The sequence below is a fragment of the Paenibacillus sp. FSL L8-0158 genome (genome assembly GCF_038592965.1).
GTDB classification, from domain to species: Bacteria; Bacillota; Bacilli; order Paenibacillales; family Paenibacillaceae; genus Paenibacillus; species Paenibacillus polymyxa_D.
The window spans coordinates 5586104-5605144 of record NZ_CP151949.1 but is presented as its reverse complement, the minus strand read 5'-3'; the positions used below and the strand labels follow the sequence as shown (position 1 = coordinate 5605144).

Here is a 19041-nt window from a genome sequence, read left to right as displayed (position 1 = left end):
ATATGTTAACGTTTGCATCAACAGTTTTTTACTGTTTTTTTAATGTTGTGAAAAAAAGTTCACACTTTTGTTTCAACTAAAAGTGCAGTTTTGCCAGACTGGGAAAATTTGATTATACTTAAACATTATACATATAATAGGAATGAAAACAGTGAGAAAAGGTGGGCTTAGCGCATGGAGAGTGGAAATCATTTGCCAGATTCAACTGTCGAACAATTGCAGGAAAAGCAGCCAAGAGTGAAAAATGAGATGATCGATTGGCTTAAGGCCATTATTGTAGCCATTGTGCTCGTGTTCATTATACGTTGGCTATTATTTGCGCCATTTATTGTTGAGGGAGCCTCCATGGAACCGAATTTCAAGACAGATGAACGAGTGGTCGTGAACAAAATGATTTATGATTTTCGTGATCCCAAGCCGAGTGAGGTTGTTGTATTCCATGTGAGAAAGGAACAAAAAGACTTTATTAAGCGTGTTATTGGAGTGGCTGGAGATACGATCCAGTATCAAGGTGATCATCTTTATGTGAACGGTAAGAAAGTAGAGGAGTCATACATTCAGGGAGCTATTCAGGATGCGCACGCCAAGGGGGAACTATATAACAATGTCGATTTTCCAAATGGAACCATAACCGATTCCAAGGTACCTGAGGGGTATATTTTTGTGATGGGCGACCACCGCAATAATAGTAGAGATAGTCGTGCTATTGGCTTTGTTTCTATTAAAGATATTGTTGGCCGTGCGGATGTGATTTTTTGGCCGGTGGATAGTGCACAATGGGTTAAGCAGAAATAATATAAGAGCGCCTAAGAGGGGGAGGATTCCTCACTTAAGGCGCTTTTTGTTTTATAATCTCATTGTATTTTTTTCGTAAACGGGTCCGGCAGCTTGCGCCAATCCTGCTCTATTTCTTCAGGGGTCAGCAGTGTTTCATCCAGGGTGCGCTCGATTTCTTCCCGGTTCATGTCGATACCAATAAATACGAGCTTGGTAACCCGGTCACCGTACTTTTCGTCCCAGTCAGGTGTCTTTTCGAAATCTTCACCGAGATAGTATTGGCGTTCTTCTTCAGTCAATGCAGATATCCAGAGTCCTGCGTGTGCAAATTGTTTGGAGCTACCCGCCTGACTGAATGTAAAAGCAGTGCGGTTCTGCGTGGCGAGCCACACCAATCCCTTGGAACGTACAACCTCAGCAGGCCATTGAGCCAGCCATTTCAACAAACGTTCGGGATGAAATGGGATTTTGCGCTTGTACACAAACGAAGCAATGCCATATTCCTCTGTCTCCGGTACGTGCTCTTCTTTGTTCATTTCCTGTATCCAGCCTGCCGATTGACTAGCTGTTTCAAAATCGAAGCGATGCGTGTTCAAAATCTCTTTTGGGTCCACTTTACCGTACTCGGAACGGATGATTTTGGCGTTTGGTTGAATGCCGCGTAACGCTTTTTCCAGTCGTTCTAGCTCCTCAGGGGATACCAGATCGCATTTGTTAATGATCAGCACATCACAAAATTCCACCTGCTCTATGAGCAGATCAACGATGCCGCGTGCATCCTCCTCTGCCACTTCCTGTCCGCGATCCTTGAGGGAGTCCCTGGAGTAGAAGTCCTTCCAAAATTCCGGTGCATTCACGACGGTGACCATCGTATCCAGCCGGGTCAGCTTGGTCAAATCAATATCATTTTCCTCATCTACATAACTGAAGGTCTGGGCTACTGGAATGGGCTCACCTATCCCCGTGGACTCGATCAGGATATAGTCAAACCTTTTGTCGAGTGCCAGTCGTTCTACCTCTTTCAATAAATCTTCCCGCAAGGTGCAGCAGATGCATCCATTGGACATTTCCACCAGCTTCTCATCCACACGAGATAATCCTCCACCGTCACGAACGAGATCAGCATCAATGTTTACCTCACTCATATCATTGACAATAACGGCTACCCGCAAGCCTTCCCGGTTGTTCAGCACATGGTTCAGCAGTGTAGTTTTGCCGGAGCCGAGGTACCCGCTTAGTACCGTGACCGGTATTTTCTTTTCCAATTCCATAGCGTTTGCCAACGTAATCACTCTTCCCTTCGAAAGTATCATGAAATGTCGAATGTGCTGTAGTGGTTATCATGCGAGATAGGAAAGCAGAGGTGCTTTCTTTGTTCTCCTTTAATCGTAATTATTACGAATAATAAAATTAGTAAATCATTATTAAGAGGAATTGTCAAGGAAGGTAAGATCACCTGATAAGAACTGTATTAATTTTCAAATCGATAAATAATTAAAATTTTAGGTAATTTGTACGATAAAATAAGTATCCATGATGGAACAGATTCAGCTTAAATTGTAGAGCTGTGACGGCATGGCGTCAGATTAGAGAGGACGTATCCAATACATGCGGACAATAGGGATAGGCACTAAAATTAGTGGTATGGTGATCGGCATTTTGATTGTATTGTCTGTTGTGATCGCTTATGTGGTTACTAGCCGAATGCAGGAGGGTATTGAGTCTTTTGCTACTGAAAAGGCTAAAAATGACTTAAATATGGCAGCCCGCCTGGTGGACTACAAATATAGCGGGGCATGGCAGATCGAGGACGGGCAATTATATAAGGGGAGCCAACGGATTAACAATAATGAAGAAATCGTCGATGAAATTGGCGAGGCAACAGGCGATACGGTGACTTTCTTTCAAGGGGAACAACGGGTAGCGACGAATGTCATGCTGGAGGGCAAACGAGCTGTAGGCACGAAAGTATCGGAGAAGGTGGCTACCGTTGTCTTAAAGCAGGGTCAGTCTTATTATGGCCAAGCGGTAGTAGTTGGCAAAACGTATCAAGCTGCGTACACACCCATCCGCAGTGCGGACGGTGCCGTGATTGGCATTCTGTATGTAGGTGCATCGCAATCGATCATTGACGGGATCATTAGCGGGTTTATCCGCCAGTTTATGATTGTAATTGTAATTGCTATTGCGGTGTCGCTAGCCGTGATTCTCTGGTACATGAGCAGGGTAAACCGCAGGCTGGGCCGTGTAGGCCAAGCGCTCGCCAAGGCAGGTCAGGGGGATTTCACTTCGGTCCTGCATGATCCAAGCAAAGATGAGCTCGGACGGCTGAGTACCAACTATAATGAAATGCGAGCAAATTTGAGCATTTTAATTTCCGAGGGTATGCATGCTTGTGGAGCAGTATCCGACTCAACGGGGCGGCTTGCCGTCATTGCTGAAGCATCGACCAGACAGGCCAATAGGATTGCGGACACCATACGGCAGGTTGCAGACGGAGCAGAAGTGCAGACCCGAAGCGTGTTGGAAAATCAGACGGCGATGGAAGAGATGGCTCAGGGCATTCAAAATGTCGCGGAAAACGCCTCGGAGATTGCCGAAGCTGCTATCTACTCCAAGCAGCAGGCGGAGGCAGGAGCGGAAACCGCACGTCTCACGGTGGAACAGATGGGGGAGCTGCATTCGGCCATCCAGCATACGGATGCTCTGATTCAAGCGCTGCACCGTCAATCAGGTGAAATTACCGGAATTATGCAGGTTATTCAGGGAATATCTGAACAGACAGGACTGCTGGCGCTGAATGCTTCTATTGAAGCTGCTCGCGCAGGTGAGCAGGGACGAGGATTCGAGGTTGTAGCATCCGAGGTGCGGAAGCTAGCAGATCAATCGGGAATAGCCTCCCGCCAAGTGGCGCAGCTCATTCAAAACATTGATGGAGATGTACAGCGCTCGGCGGAAGCGATTGGACATGTGGTAGCGCATGTGGACAGCGGGCTGCGGATGATGAACGAGACACATGACAGCTTCGAACATATCGTAGAAAGAAGCACTCACATTGCAGAACGGATCGAAAGCATGGCAGCAACCGCAGAACAAATGTCAGCAGGTGTGCAGGAAGTTACCGCTTCTGCTACTGAAATAATTGTCATTGCCCGCAGGACGAGTGGCGGATCACAGGAAGTGTCGGAGGCAGCTTCCGAACAGATGGAAGAGATTAACCGTCTAAATACCTGCTCTGCTGATCTACAGCTTGCTATGGAAGTGATGCTGAAAGCGCTCGGCCAGTTTAAGGCTTAAAGAATACTGTACAGAAGCCCATGATGGATATCACGAAGACAAGAGGACTTGCGCGAACAACACGCAAGTCCTCTTTTTTGCATCTGGTTTTGAATCCTTGACTCAGCCTTTGACGGCTCCAGCGACGACGCCTTTGACAATGTATTTTTGCAGAAAAATAAATACGATAATCGAAGGCAGCACAGCCATTACCATCGCGGTCATGGCGTATTGCCAGTCGGATGTGTACTGTCCGACGAAGGTATAGGCGGCCAGCGTCAGCGTCTTAGTGCTGGGTGAGCCGTTAACCATGAGTAACGGAAGCAGAAAATCGTTCCAAATCCACATCACGTCGATAATGACAATGGTGGCGGTGACTGATTTCAGCAAGGGAAAAATTACGGAAAAGAAAAGCCGGAAGCCCGAGGCCCCATCGATTTTGGCGCTTTCGTCGATCTCAGCCGGAATACCTTTCACGAAGCCGTGATAGATAAATACTGCCAGTGGAGCGCCGAAGCCCCAATACAGCAAGCCAAGTCCCCAAGTGCTGTCTGCCAGATTTAAGTCTTTCGCCAGTCGCAAGACCGTGAGCATGATGGACTGAAACGGAATCAGCATCGGCATAATGCACAGCATGTAAATCACGGAGCTCCATTTGCTCTTGGTTCTTGCCAGCTTGTAGGCCGCGATGGAAGATATCAGTACGATACCTGCCAGGCCGACGACGGTAATAATGGTGTTATTCAGAAATAAGCGTGGATAGTCAATGAATTTCCATACATATACGTAGTTATCCAGCGAAAGCTGCTTAGGCAGGGCAATGACGTCGGTCATGACCTCAGCGAAGCTTTTGAACGAATTGTTAATGGCGAGAAACAGCGGGTACAAAAATAACAGTGATAATACAATCATGCCCGCTTCTAGCAAGATACGTCCCGTACGGCTGCGTTGCATCAGGCTTCAACCTCCCTGCGTTTGAAAATAGACAATTGAATAATCGTAATGATCAGGACTGCAACGAATAAAATCAATGCTTTGGCTGTTCCGTAGCCATACAGATTGTTCTGGAACGTGTCCCGGTAAATATCATACGCAATGCTGTATGTCGTACCTCCCGGCCCACCGCCGGTCAGAGATAAAATGACGTCAAACACTTTGATTGAGTTGGTCAGTGCCATGAAGACCGAGATCGTAATGGAAGGTGCGAGCATCGGTAGAATAATACTGAAAAATCTCCGAATCGGCCCCGCGCCATCGACAATGGCAGCTTCTTTTAGATCCTCTGGCACAGATTGCAAGCCTGCAATATAAATGACCATGTAAAAGCCAATGGATTGCCAGATGGATACTGCCAAAATGGAAACAAACGCAAGCCCTTCCTCACCCAGCCAACTGAGCTGGAAGATGCCCCAGCCTGTACTGTGTCCCAGTGACTCAAAGCCTTGCATGAAGATGAATTTCCATATGAAGCCAACAATCACGAGACTGAGGATATAAGGGATAAAGAAAGCCGCCCGTAGCCAAGCCGAGCTTTTCAGCTTCATATCGAGAACGAGCGCCAGCAAAATGGCCAGCACATTCACCAATACAATGTACAGGATGGCATACTTGACGGTAAACCAGGCTGCATGTGCAAAATTGGCGTCTCCAAGCAAGATTTGTTTGAAGTTATCCAGCCCTACAAATTTCGGATGTTTGGATATGCCGTTCCACTTGGTCAGGGAATAGCGTATCGTCATCAAAAACGGAATATAAAATGCAATCGTAATGCACAAGATTACGGGCAGTGTGAATAAACCGAATTCCAGTTTACTGCCCTTGTCGCCCCGGGTTCCCCTTTTTTTCAGCATAACGCACCTCTTTTTCTCAACATTTTCCGCTCTTACGTTCCAAGCTGTTTAAGATATAATGAAAGTATAGGATAGCCCTAGGGCCGGACCAATGGATTTAAGAAAACAGTTGAGGGTAAAAATGTGTACGCTTTCAAAAGGGGCGGTTATCATGATGTCAGAGCGTGTAGGAACGATTCTTCGCTCCATGTGGAGGAGGATCACGCAAAAATTAGTGAACAAGCTCATTCTTCTTTTTACCTCGGTGATTATTCTGGTGGTGGGCTCACTCACGATTATTTCCTATCAGATGATTGAAAAGGAGTCGGTTAACCATAGCATCGCCAGCACGACAAATAATCTGCTGCTGGTCAATCAGAATTTGGAGGATTACTTGGAGGGAATGCAGCAGTTGGCTCTTCCACAGCTACGTTACAACGATATCATGAACGCTATTGCCAATGAGAACCGGGACTATGCTTCGAGAATGGTCATTGAGAATTACTTGCGCAGCATGTTTTATTCGCGTACTGATCTGGAAGCGATCTACTTGTACGTGGCGGACCGACATCAATACTATGTGGTGACGAGGGAGACGTACAACATTACGGTGCGCAAAGGAATAAACACGGATATTCCCAAGCTTCCTTGGTATAAAGAGGCGATGGCTAGTACCACGAATGAATCATTTCAATCCTTTGTGGGGTCCCGCTCTGATATGGGCTATGTGGCGCCACAAGCCAGCTTTATGGCATACCATCGAGTGCTGAGATCGATTGCATCCCGTCACCCGCAGGCGGTGCTGTCCTTTTATTACAATACAAGCACCGTGGATGAAATCATGCAGAACGTTCCACTGGGCAAAGGGGACCAATTGATGCTAATGAGCCCTAAAGGGGTTCCCTTTTATGTGAACAGCTTTCCGCTATATGAGCGGATGCGTGATTCCGGAGTGTTGACACAGATCGGCAAGGGAGGAAGCGGGCGAGTAACGTGGTCAGATCGCAGTGGCAATCAGGAGTATTTGGTCGTCTATGATGCTGGCGAAAAGGATGGGTGGCAACTCATTAAGCCCATCCCATACCGCCAGATTTATGAAACAGCTACGACAACACGGAACTGGAGCTATGCCATCGGGGCTTTATTTTTAGGTGTGTCTATTATATTAGTGACACTGACCTCGAACGCCATTACCCGACCTTTACATAAGCTGTCCACCCAGATGAAGCGGTTTAGCACCGGAGATTTTGGAGCAACAGCTCCTGTGAAGGGACATGACGAGATTGCATATTTGTCACTGCATTTTAACGAAATGGTTCAAAGAACCGAAGAACTTATTAATGAGCGCTATCGCATGAAGCTGGTCGAAAAGAACGCCATACTCAAGGCGTTGGAGGCTGAAATTAATCCTCATTTTCTGTACAATGCCCTGCAAGCCATATCCACACAGGCATTAAAGCGGGAGATGTTCGACATGGCGGATATGGTGGATGCGTTGGCCCAAACGTTACGGTATTCCATCAACGGCAAGGATATCGTAGCTGCCCGTGAGGAGCTCAAGCATATTGAACGATATATAGGTCTGCAAAAGGCAAGGTTCGGGGCGAGACTGCGGGTCGAAGTGGTATGGGAGGAAACGCTGATGGAGCTGCCGATTCCGAGATTATCTGTGCAGACGTTGGTGGAAAATGCTATCAAGCATGCGTTGGAAAAAGTATCAAGCGATATTCTGATCGTCATTACAGCCGATTCGAGTTCTACAGATGCAAATGCCACAATTGCAGTCAGGGACAACGGGCCTGGATTTTCAGAGGACAAGCTGAGACTGGTGCTGGATTCATTCCGCGAAAAATGGGAAGAACGGGAGAGCGAGCATATTGGTTTAAAAAATCTGAATACACGGTTGAAGCTTTTGTATGGAGATCAGGCAGGATTATTCATCCTTACGGATGAAACGGGAACGGAAATGAGAATGCAAATTCCCCGGGGAGGAAGTAGTCATGTATAACGTATTGATTATTGACGATGAAGAGCCGTTGCGTGAAGCCATTCGTATTATCGGGGACTGGGACCGTCTGGGGATCGAACATATTTATGAAGCGACGAATGGAAGATTGGGACTGGAACTGTTGGGTCAGCACCCTATAGATGTGGTGATGGTCGATATGAAAATGCCTGAGCTGAACGGTATCGAATTTCTCCGTGCCATCGAGAAGGCATATCCCCATCTGCTGACGATTGTCATTAGCGGCTACAATGACTTTGAATTTACACGGCAGGCGATTCAATCCCGGGTGGTGGATTATCTGCTCAAGCCTATCAATCGTCAGGATCTGAACCAGGCACTGCGCAAAGCAGTGGACATTCTGGAAAGCCGAGAGCAAAGCAAAAACAAGTCCATTAGCCAGAACATTACGCTGAATATGTCACTGCCGAAGCTGAAAGAGAAGCTGTATTTGTCCATTTTGGACGGTAGCTTTAAAAAGCAGGCCAATACGGCATTGCTCCCATTAATCGGAGCGGATCAGCCGGGGAATCGCTTTGGGGTGATCGTGCTGCGGCTGCTCAACAGGGATGTGATCCGCAGGACACGTTTTCATGGCGATGTCGATCTGATGGATTTTGCTGTAACGAATGTATTAGCGCAGACATCAGATGAACGGTTGAGTTGTTTTAGCTTCCCCCATCCGCGACGGGAGCGCGAGGTCATTTCGATCTGTACCCTGGCCCCAGGACATGAAGAACATATGTCCCTCCTACTGGCACAAGTGGTACAGAAGGCGGTTGTGAACCTGCATGGGCTGTTCAGTATGGTAGTAGCGGCCGGAGTGGGCAAGCTCTGTACAGACGTAGTGGAGCTGGCTTCTGCCTATAGGGATGCCAAAACGCTCATTCACAGCACGGATGTATTGAAGCTGGAAGGGGAATCTATTCTCCATACGGTGCCCCGGCAAATGGCTACGTCAGAGGAAATGTCATGGACGGAGCAACTGTTGTCGATCCAAAAGGATGCTCAGACAGGTCAGGCAAACCGGGCAAAGGTACTGCTGGGTGATCTGCTGAAACAATTGGCAGCAGGTCCTGTTTTCCGTTTACAGGATGCTGATCGATTGATGCGTGAGTTCCATTTTCTACTGAAAGAGGCAGCGATTGAGTTGGGTGCGTCTACGTCAGCGTTGAATCAAGATGGAGCTTTGGAAGAACCGGAGCACGTGGGGGAAAGCGATTTGTCTCCTGATTTTACGAGCTTTGTTCACTACGGTCAGAGATTGAATCGGATGCTGGAGCTTTACATTGCTGGGGTCCAACATGCTCAAGCGGGGAACCAGCCCTTTGACATAACAGACATCAAAAGGCACATCGACCGTTATTATTTTGAGGATATTAAAATTTCGTTCTTTGCTGAAACCTATTTTTTGAGTCGGGAATACTTGATGAAGCTGTTTAAGCAGCAGTTTGGTTACGGTATTCACGAATATGTACAGAAGGTTAGGATGGACAAGGCGAAAGAGCTACTGGGCGATTCTAGCCTGAAAATACAAGAAATCTCGGACATGCTCGGCTACAAAGATAAAAATTATTTCAGTAAGGCTTTTCGTAATTATTATCAGGTGTCACCGTCTGAGTATCGTGTGAGCTTGCGATAAACCACTTTTTTACCCTTAATGCTTCACTAATCTGCCTTTCTAAATTGGAGTATATTTTTTAGAATGATCGCATGGACGTTGATCACAAACAAATGGGGGAGTATCCATGTTAAAGAAGATGATGGCGTTATCCGGCAGTTTGCTTTTGACGGTCGGTTTGTTGAGCGGATGTGGAAGCAGCGGCGGCACGGATGCGTCGAAAGAAAGTGCTGGCGGCAAAGAAGATTTGAAAACGGTTACAATAAACATGTTCACAGCCTCACCGGAGTATACCGATGCTTTTAACGCGTATATCGAGGAGTATAAGAAGGTCAAACCTAACGTGAAGATCAATTTGGAGATCATGCAGGCAGACTACAACACGATTCTGAAGTCGAAAATAGCTTCAGGTAGTACACCGGATGTATTCCAAACGACGGCAGGAGGCGACATCGACACGTATGCGGATTATAGCGCCGATTTGACCAATGAGCCGCTAGCAGCAGCCATGACGGATGCTGTTCGAGCGAATATGAGTTCGAGTGACGGAAAAGTGCTCGGACTCCCGGTGAAGGGGAACCTGTTTTCGTTGATTTACAACAAAGATTTGCTTACCAAAGCTGGGATAACCTCCCCGCCAAAGACGATTGCAGAAATGCAGGACGCGGTCACCAAGCTGGAGGCGAAGGGCATTACTCCATTTGCGAACGCATATAAAGAGTGGTGGGTATGGAAGCACATCTTCATGCACTATGTAGATGCTGCTGCACAGGATGCAGGCGTGGAGTCGAAGCAGCTCGTTAGTGATTTTATCGCAGGTAAAGCAAAAATCAAGGACTACCCAGTGCTGTACAACAACTTCTTTAGCTTCATTGATTTGACGGTGAAACATGGCACAGATAAGCCGCTGGAACGGGACAGCAATGCGGGAGTAAGTGATTTTGCATCTGGGAAAGCTGCATTTATGACGGGTAAAGGTGCGTGGGATGAGGAAGCGATCAAAAAAATTAACCCTGATCTCAAGATTGGCATCATGGGATATCCAGTGAGTGACAAAGCGGATCAATCGGTCATCATTACCGGAGCAGATCAGGCGCTACGTATCAACAAGGATTCGGAAGTATCGAAGGAAACGATTGAATTTTTCAACTGGCTGTACACTTCGGAATACGGTAAGAACTGGTTCTCCCAGGTAGCGAAGGTGATTCCTCCAATTAAGGATGCACCGCTTCCTGATCTGGAAATGCCTAAGGAAATGGAAAGCATTTTGAAAACGTCGAAGTCCGGCGATCTGTCTGTTAACTACTCCTTGGATACATTCCATCAAAAATTTGGCGAGCTGATGCAGGCTTATATCAGTGGTAACATGAACAAGGATCAGGCGGTTGCAGAGATTGAGAAGGCATGGGTGCAATTAGGTTCAGCACAATAAAACTGGTTTCGCAGAGGCGTCCGTAAGGGCGTCTTTTTGTGTTAGAGTTAGGAGGTCGAGAGAGTGTGAACAAAAAAATATTTAATAATATTTAAATATTTACTTGCAAAAAGTTATTAGGTTGTGGATAATAGATTGTGTGCAATACATCTACAACTTTACGATATACATAATGACTGCACGGTGCCAGTACGAGGGATACCCCAGTTGGGGAATCTCTTTATTTCGTTTGGACTGTGCCGATTGTGCTTATAATAGACCGTGTAATTTGGAACGCATTTTTAGTTATGTGGTAGAGATGAAAAAGGAGATGAGCGTTTTGAAGACTTCGTTGTTTACACCGTATACAATCAAAGATTTGGAGTTAAAGAATCGTGTGGTCATGGCTCCAATGTGCCAATACTCGGTGACGGCCAAGGACGGGATTCCGAATGACTGGCATCATGTCCACTACCTGAGCCGGGCTATTGGAGGCACGGGGCTGATTATTATAGAAATGACGGACGTGGAACCGGATGGACGAATTACCGATTATGATCTGGGTCTTTGGTCAGACGAGCATATTCCGGCTTATAAGAAGCTGGTTGACGGTATTCATGCGCACGGATCCAAGGTAGGCATTCAGATTGCTCACGCGGGCCGTAAAGCTGAGGATGCAGCTGAGCCAGTCGCTCCTTCCGCGATTGCATACCCGGATGCGAACTATAAACAGCCGCGCGCACTGACCACAGAGGAAGTCCGTGGCATGGTGCAAAAATTCGCAGACGCCGCCCGGCGTGCGGTTCAAGCGGGCGTGGATACGATCGAGCTTCACGGTGCACACGGTTACCTGATTCACCAATTCCACTCGCCAGTGACGAACAAACGGGATGACGTATACGGTCAGGATTTATCCCGCTTTGGTGTTGAAGTGGTTCAGGCTGTACGTAAGGAAATGCCTGCAGGCATGCCGTTGATCTTCCGCATTAGCGCGGTGGAATACGTAGATGGTGGGTACGATGTGGATCATGCCATTGAGCTGAGCCGTGCTTATCAAGCTGCTGGCGTAGATGTCGTTCATGTCAGCTCGGGCGGAGAAGGTCCGGCCGGAGCAAGAAAGCCAGGCAACTATCCGGGTTATCAAGTGCCGTTCGCGCGCCAAATTCGCGAGGCGCTGAACATCCCAGTCATCGCCGTTGGCGCACTGGATGAACTGGCCTTGGCGCAGTCTGTTATCGGCAATGAGGATGCCGATCTGGTCGCTGTGGGACGCGGATTGCTGCGCGATCCATATTGGGCTACTCATGCAGCGGTGACACTGCGCGGCGAGAAGCCTTCCATACCTGAACAATATCAACGTGGCTACTGAGGCCTAAGTAATCCCACGTTGTTTATATATAAACAAGGCACCTGCAACGAAGTGTACGCTTCGTCAGGTGCCTGTTTTGTTTTAGAGAGACATTGATTAAGAATGAATAGGCGTGAGGATTTTTACATTTTGTGGATGAGTCATTCTGTATAATAATCATATTTGGTGTCTAGGAGGCTAGAAGAAATGGATTATATTATCGAAACGAAAAAGCTCCGCAAACAGTTTGGGGGGTCTGTAGCCGTAGACGACATATTCTTACACGTGGAGCGTGGCAGTATCTACGGTTTCCTCGGTGAGAATGGAGCTGGCAAGACAACTACCATCCGCATGTTGATGAGGCTGATTGAGCCTACAAGTGGGGAGGTTTTTTTATTTGGCGAGCGGCTGGAGAAAAACTATCCTTCTATTTTCTCGAAAATAGGTACGATTATCGAAACGCCAGGTTTATACGAAAACCTGAGTGCACGCGATAATTTAAGGATTTGCTGTATGTACATGGGAGTGCAGGATGATGGGAGAATTGAACGTACATTAACGACAGTGGGATTAGAGCATACGGGAAAAAAGAAGTTCAAGGATTTTTCCCTGGGAATGAAGCAAAGATTAGGGATTGCAAGGGCGCTTGTTCATGACCCTGAGTTGCTTATATTAGATGAGCCGACGAACGGACTGGACCCATCTGGAATTAAGGAAATTCGTCAGCTATTGAAGCAGTTGTGCGAGGAAGAAGGAAAAACGATTCTTATTTCCAGTCATATCTTGAGCGAAATTCAGCAGTTAGCTACACACATCGGGATTATACATAATGGAAAACTGTTAGCGGAAGATCGTTTGAGTCGGTTAGAGGAAGGTTTTGAGCAATATACAGATGTAAAGGTAGACGATGCAGAAGTAGTACAAACATTTCTACAAGAGCACATGAAGCAACTACAATCTCAGGTGTTATCCCCACAACAACTAAGAATTCATAGTCCGATTGAAAATACAGCCACCTTAAATAGACAGTTAATAGATCATCAGTTTTCAGTCTATGAGATACACACCTCTAAACAGACGCTAGAGGAGTACTTTCTGACTCTCATTTCGGGAGAGGGTGGGCGGCATGATTAGAGCAGAACTCATTAAGCTTAAAGGCTCTAAAGCCTTCTTGTTAAGCTATATTATATTGCTGGCTGTTGTACTGCTGGAATTCGCTTTGAGCGCTATTTTTTACAGATATTCAATTGATAAACGGGGTTGGACTTACTATTTCGAGGGCATAGTTCTCTTCGTCAATGTTGCAGCCGGATTTATCAGTTACTACATATTAACCGGTCATATTTTTGCAAGAGAGTATCAGGAAAACACGCATCTATTTATGTTTACCACGCCTGTCACCAGGGTTAAATTTTATTTTAGTAAATTGATCATTATTTATGGATTTATTATTGTATCCTTATTTCTCGTTCTGTTTTTGTCTGCCTTATTAGGCATGTCCATTACAGATCGACCTTTAACGATGGCTATCTGGGTATACCAAATCCAAGTGTTTGCTAAAATGTGTGTGATGCATGCGATGTTAATCCCAATCGCCTCTTTTTTTGCTATACGCTGGAAGAGCATCATGGTGGTTGTACTCGTAGTTTGTACTGCAATATTTTTGAATTTTATATACAAAAGTGAATGGTACCCTTGGATTGTGCCCTATCTCTTATCTCCTAATGAAAGGAATGCGACTATACCTACCAATGTTTCAATAGCATGGTTCAGCTTATCGGTGACCTTTCTTCTTGGATTGCTTTTATCTATATGGACATATCAAAGAAGAGACTAAATGGAGAGTTTTTGAGAGGAGGGTTACTATGCTTGACCTGTTTAAAGCAGAGTGCTTGAAGATGAAAGGAACTAAAATTCTTTTTCTAAGTGTGTTTATTTTAATAGCAACCATATTTTTGACTTTTAGTACTTACGCCATAAATCCTAAACTTTCCCTGGATCGTGATGGATGGAATGAATACTTTATGGATTTGGTATCCTCCATTAATTTAATAACTGGATATATGAGCTATTACATTCTGACCTGCTATATCTATGCGAGAGAATACCAGGAGAACACTCATATTGCACTGTTTACAAACCCAGTTCGCCGAACTCGGATTTACTTCAGCAAACTACTCGTTATTTATATGTACATCGCTGTTAGCCTGCTGATGGCATTTGTGCTATCTACAGTATTGGGTACGTTTATTACGACCAGACCGCTAACCTTTGAAATTGTTATGTATCAGCTTGGGGTATTTGCTAAAATGATTCTTATGCACGCTATGCTCATCCCGATCATTACGTTCTTCGCCATTCGTTGGAAAAAATTTGTACCCGCCATTATGGGGATGTGTACGGTTATGTGTTTAAATTTTGTTTTGGTTAATACACCGGGGAATGCCTTTTATCCATGGACAGTGCCGTTATTGTTTTCTCCCCATGGACAAATGGGCAGAACATTCACGTATGTTCCTGGAGGGATCATCAGTATTTGCTTTATTTTTGTGCTGGGTCTTTTTTTGGCGTTGAGAAGCTATACCCGTATAGAGACAAAGTAGAGTGTGTAATCAGTAAAAGACGATGAGTGTTTGCATAAGATTGGATGGATGAAGCTGTAAAATGTTGTCGCTTAAGGATGCTCTGACATTAATGATGATGTTCGGCATGCTATTAATAGCGTTGATCGGATTAATCGTTACGATTGTTATTGCGTTGAACCAAAACAAAAAGAAATAGACCGCCCTGCTCAAGGGGAAAACGGTCTATTTCTGTAGATCGCCTTTGAACAGCCGACCGCTCTTCAAAGCGGCTGTTGCCAAGAGTAGGGATGTTACCAGCATCCTTGCTCTTTTTTAGTATATCCTTCTATCATTTATTTTAGCACATCTGAATAACCAATGTAACTGAATGTGACCGTTACTTGGTGAAAACTTTAACTTCCTTTGGAGCGAGAGTTACAGTGACCGAGCCGTTGTTAATCTGAACGGAGTCGTTGCTCAGCTGGTTAGCCAGGCGGGTCCCGTTGGACAGATTATCGAAGTTGCCAATCGTGCGGGTTTGACTATTCCAGGAGTTGTTGATAAATACAATGGCCTCGTCGCCATTTTTAGAACGCTGAAAACTGTAAAAGGAGTCGTCCACCCATTTTTCCTTTTGGCTGCCGTTTTGCAGAGCAGGGTGGTTGTTGCGCACATAGTTCAGCTTAGCGATGTACTGATACAGGTCATGGTTGGCGTTGAAAACCATATTCTCCCGATTGCCGGGATCATCTCCGCCATTAAAGCCTTGCTCCGTGCCTTGATAGATAATTGGAATCCCGCGCGACGTCAGAGTAAAACCCAAAGCAGCTTTGAGCTGTGGCCACTTGTCATAGTTAGCACCTGGCTTGCCGGAGGCGTCATTCAGGAAACGTTTTACATCATGATTGTCGATAAATACACCGTTGGTTTGAGCATCGCGATAGTAACGATCATCGGAGTAGCGATCCTTGATTTTTCTCATGGATTGATCGTGTCCGAACACGTCCTTGATTGTATAATACATCGGAAAATCTAGTGCAGCATCAAGATACCGGGTGTAATCGCCTACATAAGCAGGGTCGCCATGGAAAATTTCACCCATGGTGAAGGTATTGGCAGCTTGGTCAAAATCCTTTAGAAAACCCTTCGGTACATGCTTGGCGGTATCCAACCGCAGTCCGTCGATGCCTGTCTCATTAAGCAACCATTTGATCCAGTTTTTAAGCTCGTTTGCGGTAGCAGGGTTTTCATGATTTAGGTCATCCAGTCCTGCCACATCACCATTTTCAATTTTCCATTGGTTGTTGGAGTTGTAGTCCCCACCTGTAATTTCACCATTGTGATGATACCAATCTGTTTTATCAAAAGGAGCCTTGGCGATGCCGTTCCCCGGTTGGAAATCACCTGTGTGATTCACGACGACGTCCAGCATCACAGCGATATTTTTGTCGTGTGCCTTACCAACCAGCTCTTTGAACTTGTCCATTGTACCGAGATGCCCGTCTACCGCATAAAAATCATACGTATGATAGCCGTGGTAAGCGTATTCACTTCTTTGCATCGTTACTGGGGTAATCCAGATAGCGGTAAATCCCATATCTTTAATGTAGTCGAGTTTGTTGATAATACCTTGGAAATCGCCACCATGCCACTTGCGCTGGTCGCTGTTGTTGGAATTGAAGCCACCGTAGTTATCGTTGGATGTATCTCCGTTGCTGAAACGGTCTGTCATGATAAAATAAATGCTTTGTTTGCTCCAGTCTACGTTGAGGGGAGTGGGCTTGGAAAGGGTACCCGGATCTATAGGAGTGAAGGCGCCTAAAGGCGCCTCCGTTTGAGCAGTTACTTCAACTCCGTTAGAGTTGGGTGCGTAGGTAGAAGTACTTACGTTTAAGGATACACCCGAAAGTTTTTCTGTTGGGATAGGTCCTGCCACTTCGTTGAGGTCGGTTGCGTAGGTAGAAGCCCCTACGCTGAGGACGCCCCCCGAAGGTGCCCCCGTTCGGATAGATCCTGCAGCCCCGTTAGAGCCGGGTGTGTAGGTAGAAATTCCAGTGCTGAAAAGGTAGTTCTTCGAGTTATTGCTGTCCCAACTGTTATTGCCGTCATTAAAAGCAGCTTCCAATTGGGAGGCGGAACCGATATCGACGGTAACTTTGGCATAGCCGCTAATCTCGGCATCCTGCATTTTCACACCGGGTACGGCAGTCCAGTTTCCGCCAGCCGGGCGGTAGTGAATGTAAGGCGAGTTAAAGCCTTTTTTGTAGTATACCGTTACCTTGTTAGTTGTACCGCCGCCATCCCCAGGAATCGTGCCCGCTGGAGCGCCTGATGTGATCGTTCCCGCATTGCCGCTGTTACCAGGCGTGTAAGTAGAAGTGCCCGTGCTGAAGGAGTAGTTTTTCGAGTTGTTGCTGTCCCAGTTGTTATTGCCGTCATTAAAAGCGGCTTCCAATTGGGAGGCAGATCCGATATCGACGGTAATTTTGGCATAGCCGCTAATTTCGGCATCCTGCATTTTCACACCTGGCGCTGCAGTCCAGTTTCCGCCAGCTGGACGGTAGTGAATGTAAGGTGAGTTGAAGCCTTTTTTGTAGTATATAGTTACTTTGTTGTCTGTACCCCCGCCGTTATCGCCGGGCTTGGCCTTGCTGATAATATACTGTTTGAATCCATTCATTTCACCAGTTGGTGAGCCGTCGCTGTTAACGAGATTGTTGAGGCGTAAAAGTGTAAAGCCGTGATAACCGAACTTCGTGATTTTATCTTCAATTTTTTGGAACCCGCTACCGCCTGTTGGGAGTGCATTTTCACCATTCAGGCGAACACCCTTGGCATTCGCGATGGAGGAGACGGTATCAACCAGGGTGGACGGCAACGAATAATTCGGTGCTGTACCACTGTCACTCATCTCCAGGCAAGTAAATGTCAAGTCTAGATCCGCATCTTTGAACTTCTCAATGAGACGGTTGTAATCATAATATCCACCTGCTTGCTCTGTGCTGTGAGGCATGGCAGGATTGTTCATCTGCCAGTGCAGACCGGAAATCTTGGCTCCGATACGGACACCGAACACGGAATCGAAGTTTTTGTGTGCAGCAGCTCCGATGACGCCCAGATGCTTCTCAAGTACGCTTTGGTACCACGACAGAAAATCCTTTCCATACGCGGAATTATACCCGCCATTCGTGTAAAATCCGTCCCCGTCGGTCGGTGGATTGATTTGGCTAAGGCTGGTAAGTTTGGTGCCCCAAGCAGCATTAATCTTCTCCAATGATCCGTACTTGTCATTCATAGCTGTGCGGAATGCGTTTTTGGCTGTTTCAGTATAAGCTTGGAACTTGCCTCGTCCCGGGTAGCTCCACCCTGCTGCTGGATAGTAGGACGGATAGCGTAATTCTCCGGAAGGACCGCCGCTTAAATAAATTTTGGGAATGATACTTTTATACCCGGCAAAGTTTTGAGCGAATGAGGCATACAGCTCGTCATATTGTTTACCGGTTCCGCTCCACAGTGGGGAAAGGGCTTCGCTATTGGCATAGCCGCTTTCGTCCTTGAACTGCATTTCATCTGCACTGCCCTTGCTCGACAGCCAGCTTGGCAGCGGGATGTTGCAGTCATCTCCCACATTTCCTCCACACTTATGCGTAGAGATAATAGGAACCCACTTCAGTCCCACTTCTTTCACGGCATCTGCATAGGTTTTGTAGTAGCTCCAATCGAACTGGTTATCTCCTGCACTTTCTACATAGCCCCACCAGACGTCGGTAGTGATGGCATACACGCCATTGTTTTTCAACGTTTGCAGTTGCTTTTTGAAGGAACCCCAGTCGTTGATTTTCGCCAGTGGTCCCATAACGGAAGCCTGAAAATCATCTGCAACCGCGGCGCTCGCCGTATTAGAGGGTGAGCCAATGAAGGCGGTCAGAGACAGCACAAGGCTTAGTAGAAGCATACACCCTTTTTTCCATAGACTTCGATACAAGGTCAAACCGATCATCCTCCCCAAAGCATAGTCTAATTCGACAACATTTTGTAAACGTCTACAAAAATAGTATAGAGCAAGCGGTTGCATAAAAAGAAGAATTTATTGCACACTCAAGGTGGAGAAATATGACATTTTACGTTAGCAACCGTGTGCCTAAAAGTCTCCAGGTAAAAAAATAAGGCATAGGTCTGAGGAAGACGCATGCCTTTTAGTGGTGTGCGG

General features: G+C 46.3%; 14 protein-coding genes. 10 read left to right on the top strand and 4 right to left on the bottom strand.

Annotated elements, in window-relative coordinates; genetic code table 11:
* The first annotated feature begins 174 nt into the window (after positions 1 to 174).
* Positions 175 to 795 carry a signal peptidase I gene (lepB, locus tag NSQ68_RS24850; protein WP_342427495.1) on the top strand — a complete coding sequence of 207 codons (621 nt, stop codon included), beginning with the start codon at positions 175 to 177 and terminating at the stop codon, positions 793 to 795.
* 59 nt (positions 796 to 854) lie between these two features.
* Here lepB and NSQ68_RS24845 read toward each other — a convergent pair whose 3' ends face one another.
* Positions 855 to 2060 (bottom strand): GTP-binding protein, encoded by a 1206-nt coding sequence (locus NSQ68_RS24845; RefSeq protein WP_342427494.1) that lies wholly within the window; start codon positions 2058 to 2060, stop codon positions 855 to 857.
* 325 nt (positions 2061 to 2385) lie between these two features.
* Here NSQ68_RS24845 and NSQ68_RS24840 point away from each other — a divergent pair, with 325 nt between their 5' ends.
* The gene (locus NSQ68_RS24840) at positions 2386 to 4074 is read left to right on the top strand and encodes a methyl-accepting chemotaxis protein (protein WP_342427493.1); all 1689 of its coding nucleotides are present in this window, start codon (positions 2386 to 2388) and stop codon (positions 4072 to 4074) included.
* A gap of 102 nt (positions 4075 to 4176) precedes the next feature.
* On the opposite strand, the gene NSQ68_RS24835 is transcribed toward NSQ68_RS24840, so the two are convergent.
* Both NSQ68_RS24835 and NSQ68_RS24830 read right to left on the bottom strand, forming a co-directional pair.
* Positions 4177 to 5007: a carbohydrate ABC transporter permease gene (locus tag NSQ68_RS24835; RefSeq protein WP_013312583.1), complete on the bottom strand. Its 831-nt coding sequence runs from the start codon at positions 5005 to 5007 to the stop codon at positions 4177 to 4179.
* On the bottom strand, positions 5007 to 5903 hold the full coding sequence (locus NSQ68_RS24830; RefSeq protein ID WP_029518756.1) for a sugar ABC transporter permease: 897 nt from the start codon (positions 5901 to 5903) through the stop codon (positions 5007 to 5009). The genes NSQ68_RS24835 and NSQ68_RS24830 overlap by 1 nt, the downstream gene beginning before the upstream one ends.
* A gap of 121 nt (positions 5904 to 6024) precedes the next feature.
* On the opposite strand from NSQ68_RS24830, the gene NSQ68_RS24825 reads away from it, so the two are divergent.
* From NSQ68_RS24825 to NSQ68_RS24790, 8 genes are all read left to right on the top strand, one after another.
* Positions 6025 to 7890 (top strand): sensor histidine kinase, encoded by a 1866-nt coding sequence (locus tag NSQ68_RS24825; RefSeq protein WP_342429161.1) that lies wholly within the window; start codon positions 6025 to 6027, stop codon positions 7888 to 7890.
* Positions 7883 to 9529, top strand: a complete 1647-nt coding sequence (locus NSQ68_RS24820) for a response regulator (protein ID WP_342427492.1) — start codon at positions 7883 to 7885, stop codon at positions 9527 to 9529. Before NSQ68_RS24825 ends, NSQ68_RS24820 begins: the two co-directional genes overlap by 8 nt.
* Before the next feature lie 106 nt (positions 9530 to 9635).
* Positions 9636 to 10940 carry an extracellular solute-binding protein gene (locus NSQ68_RS24815; protein ID WP_039271867.1) on the top strand — a complete coding sequence of 435 codons (1305 nt, stop codon included), beginning with the start codon at positions 9636 to 9638 and terminating at the stop codon, positions 10938 to 10940.
* A gap of 319 nt (positions 10941 to 11259) precedes the next feature.
* A complete protein-coding gene (locus tag NSQ68_RS24810) occupies positions 11260 to 12288 on the top strand; it encodes an NADH:flavin oxidoreductase/NADH oxidase (protein ID WP_342427491.1) in 1029 nt (342 codons plus the stop codon).
* Positions 12289 to 12474: 186 nt separating this feature from the next.
* Positions 12475 to 13401: an ABC transporter ATP-binding protein gene (locus NSQ68_RS24805; RefSeq protein WP_342427490.1), complete on the top strand. Its 927-nt coding sequence runs from the start codon at positions 12475 to 12477 to the stop codon at positions 13399 to 13401.
* Positions 13394 to 14104 carry an ABC transporter permease gene (locus NSQ68_RS24800; protein WP_342427489.1) on the top strand — a complete coding sequence of 237 codons (711 nt, stop codon included), beginning with the start codon at positions 13394 to 13396 and terminating at the stop codon, positions 14102 to 14104. Before NSQ68_RS24805 ends, NSQ68_RS24800 begins: the two co-directional genes overlap by 8 nt.
* A 28-nt stretch (positions 14105 to 14132) precedes the next feature.
* Positions 14133 to 14870, top strand: a complete 738-nt coding sequence (locus tag NSQ68_RS24795) for an ABC transporter permease (RefSeq protein WP_342427488.1) — start codon at positions 14133 to 14135, stop codon at positions 14868 to 14870.
* Positions 14871 to 14934: 64 nt separating this feature from the next.
* Positions 14935 to 15048 (top strand): putative holin-like toxin, encoded by a 114-nt coding sequence (locus NSQ68_RS24790; RefSeq protein WP_342429160.1) that lies wholly within the window; start codon positions 14935 to 14937, stop codon positions 15046 to 15048.
* A 180-nt stretch (positions 15049 to 15228) separates the two neighbouring features.
* Here NSQ68_RS24790 and NSQ68_RS24785 read toward each other — a convergent pair whose 3' ends face one another.
* Positions 15229 to 18822 (bottom strand): family 14 glycosylhydrolase, encoded by a 3594-nt coding sequence (locus tag NSQ68_RS24785; protein ID WP_342427487.1) that lies wholly within the window; start codon positions 18820 to 18822, stop codon positions 15229 to 15231.
* Positions 18823 to 19041 lie beyond the last annotated feature (219 nt).